12 protein-coding genes and 1 pseudogene are annotated in these 16,266 nt (G+C 72.2%); 10 read left to right on the top strand and 3 right to left on the bottom strand.

Annotation, left to right across the window (positions count from 1 at the left end):
- The first annotated feature begins 244 nt into the window (after positions 1–244).
- The 3 genes from ASD48_RS04595 to ASD48_RS04585 all read left to right on the top strand — a co-directional run bounded on the left by ASD48_RS04595 (position 245) and on the right by ASD48_RS04585 (position 2,054).
- Positions 245–490, top strand: a complete 246-nt coding sequence (locus ASD48_RS04595) for a hypothetical protein (protein WP_057600029.1) — start codon at positions 245–247, stop codon at positions 488–490.
- A 66-nt stretch (positions 491–556) separates the two neighbouring features.
- Positions 557–1,546, top strand: a complete 990-nt coding sequence (gene holA, locus ASD48_RS04590) for a DNA polymerase III subunit delta (protein ID WP_199875637.1) — start codon at positions 557–559, stop codon at positions 1,544–1,546.
- A gap of 112 nt (positions 1,547–1,658) precedes the next feature.
- Positions 1,659–2,054, top strand: a complete 396-nt coding sequence (locus ASD48_RS04585; RefSeq protein WP_057601002.1) for a nuclear transport factor 2 family protein — start codon at positions 1,659–1,661, stop codon at positions 2,052–2,054.
- A 354-nt stretch (positions 2,055–2,408) separates the two neighbouring features.
- Here the strand turns inward: ASD48_RS04585 and rpsT are convergent, their stop codons facing one another.
- Positions 2,409–2,675, bottom strand: coding sequence for a 30S ribosomal protein S20 (rpsT, locus tag ASD48_RS04580; protein WP_020127768.1), 267 nt, complete (start codon positions 2,673–2,675; stop codon positions 2,409–2,411).
- A gap of 269 nt (positions 2,676–2,944) precedes the next feature.
- Here rpsT and lepA point away from each other — a divergent pair, with 269 nt between their 5' ends.
- The 5 genes and pseudogenes from lepA to hemW form a co-directional block, all read left to right on the top strand.
- Positions 2,945–4,813, top strand: coding sequence for a translation elongation factor 4 (gene lepA / locus ASD48_RS04575; RefSeq protein ID WP_057600027.1), 1,869 nt, complete (start codon positions 2,945–2,947; stop codon positions 4,811–4,813).
- A 247-nt stretch (positions 4,814–5,060) separates the two neighbouring features.
- Positions 5,061–6,935, top strand: coding sequence for an AMP-dependent synthetase/ligase (locus tag ASD48_RS04570; protein WP_057600026.1), 1,875 nt, complete (start codon positions 5,061–5,063; stop codon positions 6,933–6,935).
- A 216-nt stretch (positions 6,936–7,151) separates the two neighbouring features.
- Positions 7,152–9,314 carry a SpoIIE family protein phosphatase gene (locus ASD48_RS04565; RefSeq protein ID WP_057600025.1) on the top strand — a complete coding sequence of 721 codons (2,163 nt, stop codon included), beginning with the start codon at positions 7,152–7,154 and terminating at the stop codon, positions 9,312–9,314.
- A gap of 223 nt (positions 9,315–9,537) precedes the next feature.
- Complete coding sequence (locus tag ASD48_RS04560; protein ID WP_242432499.1) at positions 9,538–10,629, top strand: Dyp-type peroxidase; 1,092 nt, start codon at positions 9,538–9,540, stop codon at positions 10,627–10,629.
- 303 nt (positions 10,630–10,932) lie between these two features.
- A pseudogene (gene hemW / locus ASD48_RS04555) lies at positions 10,933–12,156 on the top strand (radical SAM family heme chaperone HemW); the annotation flags it as partial.
- Positions 12,157–12,310: 154 nt separating this feature from the next.
- On the opposite strand, the gene ASD48_RS04550 reads toward hemW, so the two are convergent.
- Together ASD48_RS04550 and ASD48_RS04545 are read right to left on the bottom strand one after the other, a co-directional pair.
- Positions 12,311–13,114: a DUF3097 domain-containing protein gene (locus ASD48_RS04550; RefSeq protein WP_057600024.1), complete on the bottom strand. Its 804-nt coding sequence runs from the start codon at positions 13,112–13,114 to the stop codon at positions 12,311–12,313.
- Between the two features lie 42 nt (positions 13,115–13,156).
- Complete coding sequence (locus ASD48_RS04545) at positions 13,157–13,873, bottom strand: MBL fold metallo-hydrolase (RefSeq protein WP_057600023.1); 717 nt, start codon at positions 13,871–13,873, stop codon at positions 13,157–13,159.
- Positions 13,874–14,032: 159 nt separating this feature from the next.
- Between ASD48_RS04545 and hrcA the strand changes: the two genes are divergently transcribed.
- Positions 14,033–15,049 carry a heat-inducible transcriptional repressor HrcA gene (gene hrcA, locus ASD48_RS04540; protein WP_020127761.1) on the top strand — a complete coding sequence of 339 codons (1,017 nt, stop codon included), beginning with the start codon at positions 14,033–14,035 and terminating at the stop codon, positions 15,047–15,049.
- The gene (dnaJ, locus tag ASD48_RS04535) at positions 15,050–16,186 is read left to right on the top strand and encodes a molecular chaperone DnaJ (protein ID WP_020127760.1); all 1,137 of its coding nucleotides are present in this window, start codon (positions 15,050–15,052) and stop codon (positions 16,184–16,186) included.
- The last annotated feature ends 80 nt before the right edge of the window (positions 16,187–16,266 follow it).

Genomic DNA, 16,266 nt, shown 5'->3' with positions numbered 1-16,266 from the left:
TCCGGGGGCCCCGGGGGACCGGTTGGGCACTGTCCGGGGAGGCCGGTTGGGCGCTCTCCGGGGTGACCGGTCGAAGCACTCGGAAGGACTGATCGAGGCACATCGGAAGGACTGGTCGAGGCACATCGGAAGGACTGGCCGGAAGGACCGGTCGAGGCGCTTCGGAAGGGCCGGTCGAGGCGTTGTCGGGCACCGGGTGGGTACCGCCTGGGGACTGCCCCGGGGCGTGTCGGAAAATGGCGCGGTGAGTGATGTGAGACATGTGCTGGTGCTGCCCGATCGCGATGCCGCGGAGGAGGTGGCCCAGGCGCTCGGGGACCGGTTCGGGGTGCGCGAGGAGCCGAGGGTCGTCCGGGACGCGTTGGCGGGGGAGGACGACGCGGAGGACGCGCAGTGGCTCGTCCTGCTGCGGGACGAGGAGGAACGCCTCGACGCAGCGGCGCTCGACGAGTTCGCGGGGGAGTGGGAGGGCTGGCGGGAGGAGCCGTGACCGTGACCCCTCGGCGGCCCGTCGGTGCGGGCCGGGTTGTCAGTGGCTCGTGGGATGCTTTCGGTGATGGCCAGGAAGACTGCGAATGACGACCCTCTCGCCCCGGTGACGCTTGCCGTGGGCCAGGAGGACCTCCTGCTCGACCGTGCCGTGCAGGAGGTGGTGGCCGCCGCCAGGGCCGCCGACGCCGACACGGACGTGCGCGACCTGACCCCGGACCAGGTGCAGCCCGGCACCCTCGCCGAGCTGACCAGCCCCTCGCTCTTCGCGGAACGCAAGGTCGTGGTCGTACGCAACGCGCACGACCTGTCCGCCGACACGGTCAAGGACGTCAAGGCGTATCTGGGGTCGCCAGCCGAGGAGATCACGCTGGTGCTGCTGCACGCCGGCGGAGTCAAGGGCAAGGGGCTGCTGGACGCCGCGCGCAAGGCGGGGGCGCGGGAGGTGGCCTGTCCGAAGATGACCAAGCCGGCGGACCGGCTGGCCTTCGTGCGGCAGGAGTTCCGGGCCACCGGGCGGTCGGCCACGCCCGAGGCGTGCCAGTCGCTCGTCGACGCCATCGGCAGCGATCTGCGGGAGCTGGCCTCGGCCGTGTCCCAGCTGGTCGCCGATGTCGAGGGGACCATCGACGAGGCCGTCGTCGGGCGGTACTACACGGGGCGGGCCGAGGCCTCGAGCTTCACCGTCGCCGACCGCGCGGTGGAGGGGCGGGCCGCCGAGGCACTGGAGGCGCTGCGCTGGTCGCTGGCGACCGGGGTCGCGCCGGTGCTGATCACGAGTGCGCTGGCCCAGGGAGTGCGGGCCATCGGCAAGCTGTCCTCGGCGCGGGGTGGCCGGCCGGCCGATCTCGCCCGGGAGCTGGGCATGCCGCCGTGGAAGATCGACCGGGTGCGCCAGCAGATGCGGGGCTGGACGCCGGACGGAGTGGCCGCCGCGCTGCGGGCCGTCGCCGATGCGGACGCGGGAGTCAAGGGCGGCGGCGACGACCCGGAATACGCCCTGGAGAAGGCCGTCGTGGCGGTCGCGCGGGCGGCCCGGTCCGGGGGACGCGGTTAGCCGTCCGTCCCGGGTGTCGGCGGGGGTGATCCAGTAGCCGTTCCCCTGCCGGGGAGGAGAATCGGGGGTACCAGCCGCACATCGCCGACGCATGGGAAAGGTGGCGATCGACATGGCTGAACACCCGCACGCGGCGCTCGTCCGCAAGGGATACGAGGCCTTCACCCGCGGAGACATGGACACCCTGCGAGGGATGATGACGGGGGACTGTACGCACCACGTGCCCGGCTCCCACATGCTCTCCGGGGACTTCAAGGGCCTCGACGCGGTCATGGACATGTACGGCAGGCTGTTCTCGGAGACGGGCGGGTCCTTGCGCGTCGACCTGCGCACCGTACTCGTCGACGACCGGGGGCACGCCGTCTCCCTGCACCGGATCACCGCCGACCGCAACGGCAAGCACATGGACGACGACGGGGGCATCGTCTTCCGGATCGTCGGTGACAAGATCAGCGATCTCGACGAGTGCGTCGGGGACATCGACGCGAGCAACGACTTCTGGTCCTGACGGCGCTCTCAGCCCCGACAGCCCCGCCAGCCCTGGCGGGGGCTCTCACCCCTGACAGCCCCGACAGCCCTGATGGGCCCTCTCAGCCCTGACGGCCCTGTCGGCGCCCTCACCTCAGCCGCTCCTGAGATCCCTGAGGCCTCCGAGGTCGCCTCCCGGGGGCGTTCCGGCATGCCGAAGGCCCCCGTGCTCGTCCTGGGGAAGGGCGAGACGCGGGGGCCTTCGGATCAAGGTTCAAGCTGATGGATCGCGCCCGCGTGGCGAACGCAGGCCGTGCGCGATCCGTTGGGTGCCGGTCGGGGGCGGATGAGAGAGGGCCCGCCCTGGTCCTTCCGGCGATCAGATCTGAGGGATTCAGCCCTTGAGGGTCTCGACCTTGGAAGCAAGCGCCGACTTCTTGTTGGCGGCCTGGTTCTTGTGGATGACGCCCTTCGAGACGGCCTTGTCGAGCTGGCGCGCGGCAGCGCGCTGGTACTCGGTGGCCTTCTCGACGTCACCCGCGGCAGCAGCCTCACGGGCCTTGCGGATCGCGGTCTTCAGGGAGGACTTGACGGCCTTGTTGCGCAGCCGAGCCTTCTCGTTGGTCTTGATCCGCTTGATCTGGGACTTGATGTTCGCCACGAATGAGCCTTTTCAGGTTCAGGCACGGGCCCGTACGGGTCCCGTACCGATGAGTTTCCGAGATGCCTCGAAGTTCCCCGAGAATTGTTGTCCGCGAAGTTCTCCGAGGAGACGTGCCTCGTGCTGAGAGGGCAGGAGACACAGCTGCCCAGACTACCAGTGGCTCCCCGAGTGGCCCAAACCGGTCCCCGGTCGCCACCCGTGGGACCATGGAGCCTACGTATCGATCCGACCCGAGGCACAAGGCGCCTCAAGAGACAGGACCCTGCGTGCCCGCGACCCCTAACAATGTGCCCGAGCCGAGCCGTACCGACCCGGCTCTGATCCGCAATTTCTGCATCATCGCGCACATCGACCACGGCAAGTCCACGCTCGCCGACCGCATGCTCCAGCTGACCGGAGTGGTCGATCAGCGCCAGATGCGTGCTCAGTACCTCGACCGCATGGACATCGAGCGTGAGCGCGGCATCACGATCAAGTCCCAGGCGGTCCGACTGCCCTGGGCCCCGACCGAGGACCCGGGCAAGACCCACATCCTCAACATGATCGACACCCCGGGGCACGTGGACTTCACGTACGAGGTGTCCCGGTCGCTGGCCGCCTGTGAGGGGACCGTCCTCCTGGTCGACGCCGCCCAGGGCATCGAGGCCCAGACTCTCGCCAACCTCTACCTGGCGATGGAGAACGACCTCAAGATCATCCCCGTACTGAACAAGATCGACCTGCCGGCCGCGCAGCCCGAGAAGTTCTCCGAAGAGCTCGCCAACCTCATCGGCTGCGACCCGTCGGACGTGCTCAAGGTCTCCGCCAAGACCGGTCTGGGCGTCGAGGCGCTGCTGGACCGCGTCGTGGCCGACGTCCCCGCGCCGGTCGGCGTCCAGGACGCCCCCGCGCGCGCCATGATCTTCGACTCTGTGTACGACTCCTACCGCGGCGTCGTGACGTATGTGCGTGTCATCGACGGTCAGCTCAACAAGCGTGAGCGGATCCGCATGATGTCCACCGGCGCGACGCACGAGCTGCTGGAGATCGGCGTCTCGGCCCCCGAGATGAAGTCGGCCGACGGCCTCGGTGTCGGTGAGGTCGGCTATCTGATCACCGGTGTGAAGGACGTCCGCCAGTCCAAGGTCGGTGACACGATCACCACCCTGCACAAGGGGGCCACCGAGGCGCTCGGCGGTTACAAGGACCCGAAGCCGATGGTCTTCTCGGGTCTGTATCCGCTGGACGGCTCCGACTACCCCGAGCTGCGCGACGCCCTCGACAAGCTCCAGCTCAACGACGCCGCGCTGGTGTACGAGCCGGAGACGTCCGCCGCCCTCGGCTTCGGTTTCCGCGTCGGCTTCCTGGGCCTGCTGCACCTGGACGTGATCCGCGAGCGGCTGGAGCGCGAGTTCGGGCTCGACCTCATCGCCACCGCGCCCAACGTGGTCTACCGCGTGGTCATGGAGGACGGCTCCGAGCACACCGTCACCAACCCGAGCGAGTTCCCCGAGGGGAAGATCGACGACGTGTACGAGCCCGTCGTACGCGCCACGATCCTCGCGCCCTCCGAGTTCATCGGCTCGATCATGGAGCTGTGCCAGACCCGGCGCGGCACGCTGCTCGGCATGGACTACCTCTCCGAGGACCGGGTCGAGATCCGCTACACGCTCCCGCTCGCGGAGATCGTCTTCGACTTCTTCGACCAGCTGAAGTCCAAGACGCGCGGCTACGCCTCGCTGGACTACGAGCCCACCGGCGAGCAGGCCTCCAGCCTGGTCAAGGTCGACATCCTGCTGCACGGCGACAAGGTGGACGCCTTCTCGGCGGTCACCCACAAGGACGCGGCGTACGCGTACGGCGTACGGCTCGTCGCCAAGCTGCGCGAGCTGATCCCGCGGCAGGCCTTCGAGGTGCCCATCCAGGCGGCCATCGGCTCCCGGGTCATCGCCCGCGAGACCATCCGCGCCATCCGCAAGGACGTCCTCGCCAAGTGCTACGGCGGTGACATCTCCCGTAAGCGGAAGCTTCTGGAGAAGCAGAAGGAGGGCAAGAAGCGGATGAAGATGGTGGGTTCCGTGGAGGTTCCGCAGGAGGCCTTCATCGCCGTCCTGAGCAGTGACGACAACCCGGGATCGGGCAAGGGCAAGAAGTAGCCACGATCCACGCAGGTTTCCAGGGCCCGTCGCGCGACAGCGCGGCGGGCCCTGTGGCTGTATTCAGGAGAAAGTGACTGCCCGGAGCCCCTTACGTGCTGGCCAGTCGCCCTCTACTCTGATCCCTGCTCGGTAGTTACTCGTGAGTTAAACAACAGCCGCCGTCAACAACCGCCGCTGTCAGCAACCGCCGCGTCGAACGACGCCGCAATGAGCCAGCCGCATCGTCGCGGGCCCGGAGGATGTCGTGAGCGACACACAGACACTGATCGAGAACCGTCCGCCGTCCGTCGCGGGCCTCTTCCTGGAGCGCGTGGCGTCCACGCCCGACGCCGAGGCCTACCGGTACCCCGTACCGGCCGCGGCCGGTGAGGGCCCGGACGACTGGAAGTCGCTGACCTGGGCGCAGGCCGCCGAACGCGTCTACGCGATCGCGGCCGGCCTGATCGAGCTGGGCGTACGGGCCGAGGAGCGCGTCGCGCTCGCCGCCTCGACCCGGCTCGAATGGATCCTCGCCGACCTCGGCATCATGTGCGCCGGGGCCGCCACGACCACCGTCTACCCGCAGACCAACGCCGACGAGTCCGCGTTCATCCTCGCGGACTCCGAGTCCAAGGTGCTGATCGCCGAGGACGCGGCCCAGCTCGCCAAGGCCGTCGAGAAGCGCGCCGAGCTGCCCGCCCTCACCCATGTGGTCGTGATCGACCCAGCCGGTGTGGAGACCGCCGACTGGATCCTCACCCTCGACGAGCTGGAGAAGCGCGGCGCCGCCCGGCTGGAGAAGGAAGCCGAGCTGATCAAGGAGCGGGTCGGCGCGATCACGAAGGACCAGCTCGCCACCCTGATCTACACCTCCGGCACCACCGGCCGGCCCAAGGGCGTCCGCCTGCCGCACGACAACTGGTCGTACATGGCGAAGGCGATCGCCGCGACCGGCCTGGTCGGCCCGGACGACGTGCAGTACCTGTGGCTGCCGCTCGCGCACGTCTTCGGCAAGGTCCTCACCTCGGGCCAGATCGAGGTCGGGCACGTCACCGCCGTCGACGGCCGCGTCGACAAGATCATCGAAAACCTGCCGGTCGTCCAGCCGACGTACATGGCCGCCGTGCCGCGCATCTTCGAGAAGGTCTACAACGGGGTCGCCGCCAAGGCCCGGGCGGGCGGCGGAGCCAAGTTCAAGATCTTCCAGTGGGCCGCCGAGGTCTCCCGGGAGTACGCCAAGGCCGCCCAGGACAACTTCCGGCGCACCGGCACCGCCGCCGTCCCGTTCGGGCTCGGCGCCAAGCACAAGGTCGCCGACGCGCTCGTCTACGCCAAGATCCGCGAGGCCTTCGGCGGCAACCTGCGCGCGTGTGTCTCCGGGTCGGCGGCGCTCGCGCCGGAGATCGGCTACTTCTTCGCCGGAGCCGGCATCCACATCCTCGAGGGCTACGGCCTGACGGAGTCCTCCGCGGCCTCCTTCGTCAACCCCGGTGAGGCCTACCGCACCGGCACGGTCGGCAAGCCGCTGCCCGGCACGGAGGTGCGGATCGCCGACGACGGCGAGATCCTGCTGCGCGGCCCCGGCATCATGGAGGGCTACCACGGCCTCCCCGAGAAGACCGCCGAGGTCCTGGAGGCCGACGGCTGGTTCCACACCGGCGACATCGGCGAGCTGTCGCCCGACGGGTACCTGCGCATCACCGACCGCAAGAAGGACCTCATCAAGACCTCCGGCGGCAAGTACATCGCGCCCGCCGAGGTCGAGGGACAGTTCAAGGCGGTCTGCCCGTACGTCTCCAACATCCTCGTGCACGGCGCCGACCGGAACTTCTGCACGGCGCTCATCGCCCTCGACGAACCGTCGCTCCTGGACTGGGCGAAGGACAACGGGCTGGCCGGAAAGTCGTACGCGGACGTCGTCGCCTCGCCCGTCACCGTGGAGCTCATCGACGGCTACGTCAAGCAGCTCAACGAGGGGCTCCAGCGCTGGCAGACCATCAAGAAGTTCCGGCTGCTGCCCCGGGACCTGGACGTCGAGCACGGCGAGATCACGCCCAGCCTGAAGCTGAAGCGGCCCGTCGTGGAGCGGGAGTACAAGCACCTCATCGACGAGATGTACGCCGGATCGCGCGAGGCGTAGGACGGGGGCGCGACGGCGCGGCGCACGGCGCGTCGGCGCGCGACCGGGGCGGAGTCCGAATGCTCGGATTCCGCCCCTCAAGCGCGCCTCATCGAGCACATCCGGACAGTCGCGTAGCACGGTTCTCACTCAGGACGGCCCACTTCGGTAACCCAGCGCTCATGGCCGGGACCGGTCTGTCACCCTGTGGGCATCCGACCGCCCGGGGAGCTGCGCATGGGGGCCATTCCGACGCAACGGGAGACCGCGTCCCGTGCCCTGGGCGCGCCCGCGCACCCGGGTACGCACTCGGTCGCACTCCCGCACATCCGCGCGACCCTGAACGGCAGCCCCCTCGCGCCCGGCGCCGCCCGCGAGCTGGTGCGCGCCGCACTCGCGGAGTGGGCCGGTCTCGGCCTGCTCGGCGCGAAAGGGGCCGGGGAGGCCGCTCGGACCGCGCAGACCGGCCAGACCGCGCGGACCGGCCAGACCGCGCGGACCGGCCAGACCTCGCGGACCGGCAAGACCGGCAAGATCGCGCAGGCCGGAGAAGGCGGAGAGGGCGGAGAGGCCGGAGAGGGCGGGGACCCCGGAGAGCGCCTCGCGCAGGACACCACACTCGTCGTCAGCGAGCTGGTCACGAACGCCGTCGTGCACGCCGGCACCGACGTCGAGCTGGCGTGCCGGCTGGAGGAGGATCCCGAACACCCCGGGCATCCCGGTGGATGCCGCGCGGTCGTCGTCGAGGTCTCCGACCACCACCCCTCCCGCGCCCCGCGCGACGGCACCGCCGAACCGTCGTACGGGACGCCGGAGTACGGCCGCGGCCTGCGCCTGGTCGCCGCGCTCGCCGACGCCTGGGGGGTGACGTACCGCAGGGGGACGAAAACGGTCTGGGCCCGGCTGCTGCCGACGACGGCCGCCGAGTCCCATGACGCCGACCGTGCCGACCAGCCGCATCCCGGCCGTGAGTACGACCTCCCCGGCCACGCGGGCCACCTGGGTTGCTTCAGCCACGCCGGCCTCACCGCCCACCCGGACCGCCCGCTCGACGCCGGCCCGGGCCTTCTCGAAGCCCTGGCCCCGGTCCGGCAGCCGGTCGGAACGCGGGACCGGGACTGGCTCAACCGCGGTGCCCTGTCCTTTCTCGCCGAGGCGTCCGATCTGCTCGCCGGGCAGCTCGACGAGGATCTGGTGGCCGCGCTGACCGGCCAGCTGCTCGTGCCGCGGCTCGCCGACTGGTGCGCGGTGTGGCTCGAGGACGAGGTCAGCGGGCGCGGTGAGTGGGCAGGCGGGGCCGGGCCTCGGCTGGCCCGGGTCTGGCACGGCTGCGAGAGCCGCGTCGAGGAGCTGCGCCGGGCCCTGGAGAAGGATCCGCCGTGTCCTCCCGACGGCGGCCCCCGCTCCGGGCCCGAGCCCTTTCCGTGGCCCGGCGCGGCGCTCGGCCCGCCCGGCACGGCCCTCGCCTACCGGCTGATCGCCGGCGGACGGCCGCTCGGCACCCTGGTCATCGGACAGGCCGGGCTGCCGGCCTTCGCCGACGAGGTCACCGGGCTCGTCGAGGATCTCGGCCGCCGGGTGGCGCTCGCCATCGGAGCTGCCCGTCAGTACGCCCGCCAGGCCACCATCAGCGCCGTCCTGCAACGCGGGCTGCTGCCCGGCGCGGTCGCCGAGATCCCCGGCGTGCGCAGCGCCCTCGTCTACGAGCCGCGCGAGCAGGGCGGTCCGAGCGGCGACTTCTACGACCTGTTCCCGGCGGGTGACGGCCGCTGGTGCTTCGCGGTGGGCGACGTGCAGGGCAAGGGGCCCGAGGCGGCCGTCGTCATCGGCCTGGCCCGGCCCTGGCTGCGGCTGCTGGCCCGCGAGGGCTATGGCGTGGCCGACGTACTGGACCGGCTCAACCAGCTCCTCCTCGACGACGCGACCGAGGCCGCCGACGCCGCAGCCCGCGCCTTCGTCGGCCCCGCCGGCCCGGGCGACGGCCCGCAGACCCGCTTCCTGTCGCTCCTCTACGGCGAGCTGGCCCCCTTCGAGGGAGGGGTCCGCTGCACCCTCGCCTCCGCCGGGCACCCGCTGCCGCTGCTGCTCGGCCCCGACGGCTCGGTCGCCACGGGCGGGCGGCCGCAGACGCTGCTGGGAGTCATCGAGGACGTCACGTACACCAGCGACAGCCTGGAGCTGCGACCCGGCGACAGCCTGCTGTGCGTCACCGACGGCGTCACGGAACGGCGCTCGGGCCTGCGGCAGTTCGACGACGAGGACGGTCTCGCCGTCGCGCTGGCGGGCTGCGTCGGTCTCGACGCGGAGCTGATCGCGGAGCGGATCCGGCGGCTGGTGCACGAGTTCGGCGACCAGCCGCCGGAGGACGACCTGGCGCTGCTGGTGCTCCAGGCGGAGTAGCCGCCGCCGGTGCTGTCGGCGGGGGCCGGGCGCGGTGGTGGTGGCGGGCCTGGGTCGGGCCGGGGTGGTGGCGGAGCCGGGGGCGGCGGGGGTGGTCGTGGGCCGGGCGGGGTGGTGGTGGGGGCCCGGGTGATCGTGGGTGGGCGGCCGGGAGAGGGCTGGGGGTGTCGTGTGGGGCGGGGTTAGGCCGGGGTGTCGGGTCTGCGGCTGTATCGTCCGGTTCGTGCCGAAGGCGACGAATGCCGTATCCGAGACTCCCACCCGTCGACGGGTCCTGATCGCCGGAGCGGGGATCGGGCTGACCGTGACCGCCTGTACCCGTGACGCCGATCCGCCCGAGGACGCCCGCGGGCCGGGCTTCCACGGGCTGCGTCAGGCCGGGGTGACGACCCCGCGGCAGGCCACCGCGCTGCTCCTGGCGTACGACCTCGATCCCGCCCTGCGCGGCGCGGCGGGCGTGCGTGCGCTGAAGGCCGTGCTCGGCGCGTGGACCCGCGCCCTCGCCGAGACGCTGGAGTCGGACAGCTCGCGCGCCGCCCGCCTCACCGCGACCCTCGGCATCGGCCCCGCCCTCCCCGCGCGCCTCGGCCTGCGGGCCCCGGCCGCCCTGCGTGAGCTGCCCGCCTTCACCGGTGACCGGCTCGACCCCGACCGCTGCGGCGGCGACCTGCTGGTGCAGCTCTGCGCCGACACCGCGGACGCCACCGAGGCGATCGCCGCGACCCTGACCCGGCTGGCCGGGGAGACCCTGTACCCGCGCTGGCGGCAGGACGGCTTCCTGCCCCCGTCATCCGACGGCGGCACCACCCCGCGCAACCTGCTCGGCTTCAAGGACGGGCCCGCCAATCCGACCCCCGAGGAGTGCGAACGCTGGGTGTGGTCGGGCAACGCCACCTACCTCGTCGTACGGCGAGTTCACCTGCGCCTGGAGGACTTCGCGCGGCTCGCCGTGCCTCGCCAGGAGGAGATCATCGGCCGCAGCCGTTCGACCGGCGGCCCGCTGGACGGCGCCCCGTCGGCCGGTGGCCCGCAGGGCGCCGCCCCGCCGCGCTCCCACGTCCGGGCCGTCAGCCCCCGCCTCGACGCGGGGGCCCGGATGCTGCGCCGCGGCTACTCCTACGCCGACGGCCCCACCGACCAGGGCCTGCTGTTCCTCGCGTTCATGCGGGACCCTGCGCTGTTCGCTCGGGTGCAGCGCCGGCTGGCGGCCCAGGACGAGCTGAGCGGGTTCACCGAGGCCCGGGGCTCGGCGGTGGCGTACATCCTGCCGGGCGCACGAGCGGGACGGCCGCTGGGCGCGGAGCTGCTGGGCTGACGGCCCGCCGTCGTCCACATCCCGCCGTGGCCCGGCGCCCACCGTCGTCCGGCGCCCACCGTCGTCCGGCGCCCACCGTCGTCCGGCGCCCGCCCCGGTGTCCGGCGCCCGCCCCGGTGTCCGGCACCGGCCCCGTAGGCGCCCGGCACTGGCCCGGTATCCGGCATCCCACACCGGCCCGGCATCCCACACCGGCCCGGTATCCGGCGCCCGCCCGGTATCCGGCCGCGGCTCAGCGGCCGGGATGCGGCCCGGTGGACTGGGCATCCGGAGGCGGGGTGGACGTACGGGACAATGGGTTGCATGCCTTCCGCACTTCCCGACGGTGAGCCGGTTCCCGACGACGGCGCGCTCCCCGCGCACGCGCTCGCCGGCGCCGCCGACCGCCCCCTCGGGTTCTATCTGCACGTTCCGTACTGCGCGACCCGCTGCGGCTACTGCGACTTCAACACCTACACCGCCACCGAGCTGCGCGGCACCGGCGGAGTGCTCGCCTCCCGCGACAACTACGCCGACACCCTGATCGACGAGGTCCGGCTGGCCCGCAAGGTGCTCGGCGACGACCCGCGCGAGGTCCGCACGGTCTTCGTCGGCGGCGGTACGCCGACCCTGCTGGCCGCCTCCGAACTGGTACGGATGCTGGGCGCGATCCGTGACGAGTTCGGGCTGGCGGCGGACGCGGAGGTGACGACCGAGGCGAACCCGGAGTCCGTCGACCCCGCCTATCTGGCCACCCTCCGCGAGGGCGGCTTCAACCGGATCTCCTTCGGCATGCAGAGCGCCAGGCAGCATGTGCTGAAGGTGCTCGACCGCACGCACACCCCCGGCCGGCCCGAGCGGTGTGTGGCGGAGGCCCGGGCGGCCGGCTTCGACCACGTCAACCTGGACCTGATCTACGGCACCCCGGGCGAGTCGGACGACGACTGGCGGGCCTCGCTGGACGCCGCCCTGGGGGCCGGCCCGGACCACGTCTCGGCGTACGCCCTGATCGTCGAGGAGGGCACCCAGCTCGCCCGCCGGATCCGCCGGGGCGAGGTCCCGATGACCGACGACGACGTCCACGCCGACCGGTACCTGATCGCCGAGGAGACGCTCGCCGCGGCGGGCTACGAGTGGTACGAGGTGTCCAACTGGGCCACCTCCGAGGCGGCCCGCTGCCTGCACAACGAGCTGTACTGGCGCGGCGCCGACTGGTGGGGCGCGGGCCCGGGAGCCCACTCGCACGTGGGCGGCGTCCGCTGGTGGAACGTGAAGCACCCCGGGGCGTACGCGGCGGCGCTGTCGGCCGGACGGTCACCGGGAGCCGGACGGGAGCTGCTGCCGGCCGAGGACCGCCGGGTGGAGCGGATCCTGCTGGAGCTGCGGCTGCGGGAGGGCGTGCCGCTGGACCTGCTGCGGCCGGAGGGGCTCGCGGCGTCACGACGGGCCCTGGCCGACGGACTGCTCGACAACGGCCCCTACGACGAGGGACGCGCCGTGCTCACCCTGCGCGGGCGACTGCTGGCCGACGCGGTGGTGCGAGACCTGGWGSMCKGASCCCGGAGCCCGGAGCCCGGAGCCCGGAGCCCGGAGCCCGGAGCCCGGAGCCCGGAGCCCGGAGCCCGGAGCCCGGAGCCCGCCTCCGTCCCCGCCCCGGTGCCGGTGCCGGTCCCAGCACCCGCCTTCGTCCCCGCCCCGTGACTCAGGACACCGTCACGAAGTCGATCAGTTCCTCGACCCGGCCCAGCAGTTCCGGTTCGAGGTCCTTGTAGGAGCCCACCCGCTTCAGGATCGCCTGCCAGACCGCGCCGGTGTTCTCCGGCCAGCCCAGGGCCCGGCACACGCCCGTCTTCCAGTCCTGGCCGCGCGGTACCCGGGGCCAGGCCTCGATGCCGACGGCGGACGGCTTCACGGCCTCCCAGATGTCGATGTACGGGTGGCCGACGACGAGGGCGTGCTCGCTCGTGACCGCCTGCGCGATGCGCCACTCCTTGGTGCCGGGGACGAGGTGGTCCACGAGGACGCCCAGCTTCGCGTCGGGGCCCGGCGCGAACTCGGCGACGATCGCCGGCAGGTCGTCCACGCCCTCCAGGTACTCCACGACCACGCCCTCGACGCGCAGATCGTCGCCCCACACCTTCTCGACCAGCTCGGCGTCGTGCCGGCCCTCGACGTAGATGCGGCCGGCGCGGGCGACCCGCGCGCGTGCCCCGGGGACGGCGACCGAACCGGAGGCGGTACGGGTGGGACGTACCGGACCGCCGGACGGGGGCCGTACGAGGGTCACGACCCTGCCCTCCAGCAGGAAGCCGCGCGGCTCCAGCGGGAACACCCGGTGCTTGCCGAAGCGGTCCTCCAGGGTCACCGTGCCCGCCTCGCAGCGGATCACCGCCCCGCAGAACCCGGTGCCGGGCTCCTCCACCACCAGCCCGGCCTCCGCCGGGACCTCGGGGACGGGCTTCGGCCGCTTCCAGGGAGGGGTCAGGTCGGCGGAGTACTGGCGCATTCGGATGACGATAGGAGAAGCCCCGGGCCGAGGGGCACACGATCAGCGCGACACGCCGAAACGGGCCGCCAGCGCGTCGCGTTGCGCCCGTACGAACGCCGCGTCCACCACCGCCCCGTGACCGGGCACGTACAGCGCGTCCTCGCCGCCGAGTTCCAGGAGGCGGTCGAGGGCGGCGGGCCAGTGTGAGGGTACGGCGTCGGGGCCGGCCTGGGGCGCGCCGGACTCCTCGACCAGGTCGCCGCAGAACACCGTCTCGGGGCTGCCGGGGACCAGGACCGCCAGGTCGTGGGCGGTGTGCCCGGGGCCGACGTTCGCCAGCAGCACCTGCCGGCCGCCGCCCAGGTCGAGGGTCCACTCACCGGAGACGAGGTGCCGGGGCCGGACGAGCGTGTCCGCGGCCTCCGTCGCCGCCGTCTCGTCGAGGCCGTTGCGCACCGCGTCCGCCCGCAGCTCCTCGGCGGGCACGGTGTCCACCCCCACCGCCCCGAAGACCTCCGCGCCCGCGAACGCCGCAGCCCCGAACGCATGGTCGAAATGGGGGTGGGTGAGCGCGAGATGGGTCACACGGGAGCCGGTGAGTTCCTCGGCCCACGCCCGCAGCCGCGCCCCCTCGGCCAGGCTCGAACCCGCGTCGATCATCAGTACCGCGCCCGCCCCGACGACCAGCCCCGCCGTGCAGTCCCAGCCCGGCAGCCGTACCCGTCCGACCCCGGCCGCGACCCGCTCCCACCCCAGCTCTTCCCAAGTCACCGTCATACCGCGACGCTAGCCCTACGACGCTGCGCCGGGGGCCGACCTTGCCCCGGGTGTACCCCACAGCCGTACACTGGGCCGGGGAACGCTGGCACTCGGATGTGAAGAGTGCCAGACGGGGCCCCCAGGGGACTGGGGACGACTGCTGGAGGTGTGTGCGCGATGCTGAGTGAACGCAGGCTCCAGGTGCTGCGCGCCATCGTCCAGGACTACGTCGGCACCGAGGAACCCGTGGGGTCGAAGGCGCTCACCGAGCGGCACAGCCTCGGCGTGTCCCCGGCGACGGTCCGTAACGACATGGCCGCCCTGGAGGACGAGGGGTACATCGCCCAGCCGCACACCAGTGCGGGGCGGATCCCCACGGACAAGGGCTACCGGCTGTTCGTCGACAAGCTGGCCGGCGTCAAGCCGATGACCGGTCCCGAGCGGCGGGCCATCCAGAACTTCCTCGACGGCGCGGTCGACCTCGACGACGTGGTGGCCCGGACCGTACGGCTGCTCGCGCAGCTCACCCGGCAGGTCGCCGTGGTGCAGTACCCGTCGCTGACCCGCTCGACCGTGCGGCACGTGGAGCTTCTCTCGCTCGCCCCCGCACGTCTGATGCTCGTGCTGATCACGGACACCGGTCGGGTCGAGCAGCGGATGGTGGACTGCCCGGCGCCCTTCGGGGAGGCCTCTCTGGCGGATCTACGCGCGCGGCTCAACAGCCGGGTCGCGGGCCGGCGGTTCGCGGATGTGCCGCATCTGGTGGAGGATCTGCCGGACGCGTTCGAGACCGAGGACCGCGGCACGGTCACGACGGTGCTCTCCACCCTGCTGGAGACGCTCGTCGAGGAGAACGAGGAGCGGCTGATGATCGGCGGAACCGCCAATCTCACCCGTTTCGGACATGACTTTCCCCTCACCATCCGCCCCGTCCTGGAGGCACTGGAGGAGCAGGTCGTGCTCCTCAAGCTCCTTGGCGAGGCGGGGGATTCGGGCATGACCGTACGCATCGGTCACGAGAACGCCTATGAGGGACTCAACTCCACTTCGGTGGTGTCGGTCGGCTACGGTTCGGGCGGCGAGGCAGTCGCCAAGCTGGGCGTGGTCGGACCGACCCGCATGGATTACCCGGGAACGATGGGAGCGGTACGAGCGGTGGCACGGTACGTCGGACAGATCCTGGCGGAGTCGTAGGTGGCCACGGACTACTACGCCGTTCTCGGCGTGCGCCGCGATGCGTCGCAGGAAGAGATCAAGAAGGCCTTCCGGCGGCTCGCTCGCGAGCTGCACCCGGACGTCAACCCGGACCCGAAGACCCAGGAGCGGTTCAAGGAGATCAACGCCGCCTACGAGGTGTTGTCGGATCCGCAGAAGAAGCAGGTCTACGACCTCGGCGGCGACCCGCTGTCGCAGTCGGGCGGCGGAGGCGCGGGCGGCTTCGGCGCCGGCGGCTTCGGGAACTTCTCGGACATCATGGACGCGTTCTTCGGTACCGCGTCGCAGCGCGGTCCGCGCTCGCGCACCCGGCGTGGCCAGGACGCGATGATCCGGCTGGAGATCGACCTCGAGGAGGCGGCCTTCGGCACCACCAAGGACCTCCAGGTCGACACGGCGATCGTCTGCACGACGTGCAGTGGCGAGGGCGCGGCCCCCGGCACCAGCGCCCAGACGTGTGACATGTGCCGCGGCCGCGGCGAGGTGTCCCAGGTGACGCGGTCCTTCCTCGGACAGGTCATGACCTCGCGGCCGTGCCCGCAGTGCCAGGGCTTCGGCACCGTGGTGCCGACGCCGTGCCCGGAGTGCGCGGGCGACGGGCGCGTGCGCTCGCGCCGGACCCTGACGGTGAAGATCCCGGCCGGTGTCGACAACGGCACCCGGATCCAGCTCGCGGGCGAGGGCGAGGTCGGCCCCGGCGGCGGCCCCGCCGGCGACCTGTACGTGGAGATCCACGAGCTGCCGCACGCGCAGTTCCAGCGCCGCGGCGACGATCTGCACTGCACGGTGACCCTGCCGATGACGGCGGCGGCCCTCGGCACCAAGGTGCCGCTGGAGACGCTCGACGGGCTGGAGGAGGTCGACATCCGGCCCGGTACCCAGTCCGGCCAGTCGATCCCGCTGCACGGCCGGGGTGTCACGCATCTGCGGGGCGGCGGCCGTGGCGACCTCATCGTGCACGTCGAGGTGCAGACGCCGAGCAAGCTCGACCCGGAGCAGGAGCGGGTGCTGCGGGAGCTGGCCAAGCTGCGCGGCGAGGAGCGGCCCACCGGCCAGTTCCAGCCCGGGCAGCAGGGGCTGTTCTCCCGGCTGAAGGACGCCTTCAACGGGCGGTGACGGTGGGTGCGCGGGGGCTTTTCCGCCCCCGCCGCCCTTCCCTTTCCCGTCCCCGGGGGCTGCGACCCCGGACCCCCGCC

The organism is Streptomyces sp. Root1310 (genome assembly GCF_001426425.1).
In the GTDB taxonomy this organism is placed as follows: Bacteria; Actinomycetota; Actinomycetes; order Streptomycetales; family Streptomycetaceae; genus Streptomyces.
The sequence above is the reverse complement of the archived record's forward strand: the minus strand, read 5'-3'. Positions and strand labels throughout refer to the sequence as shown.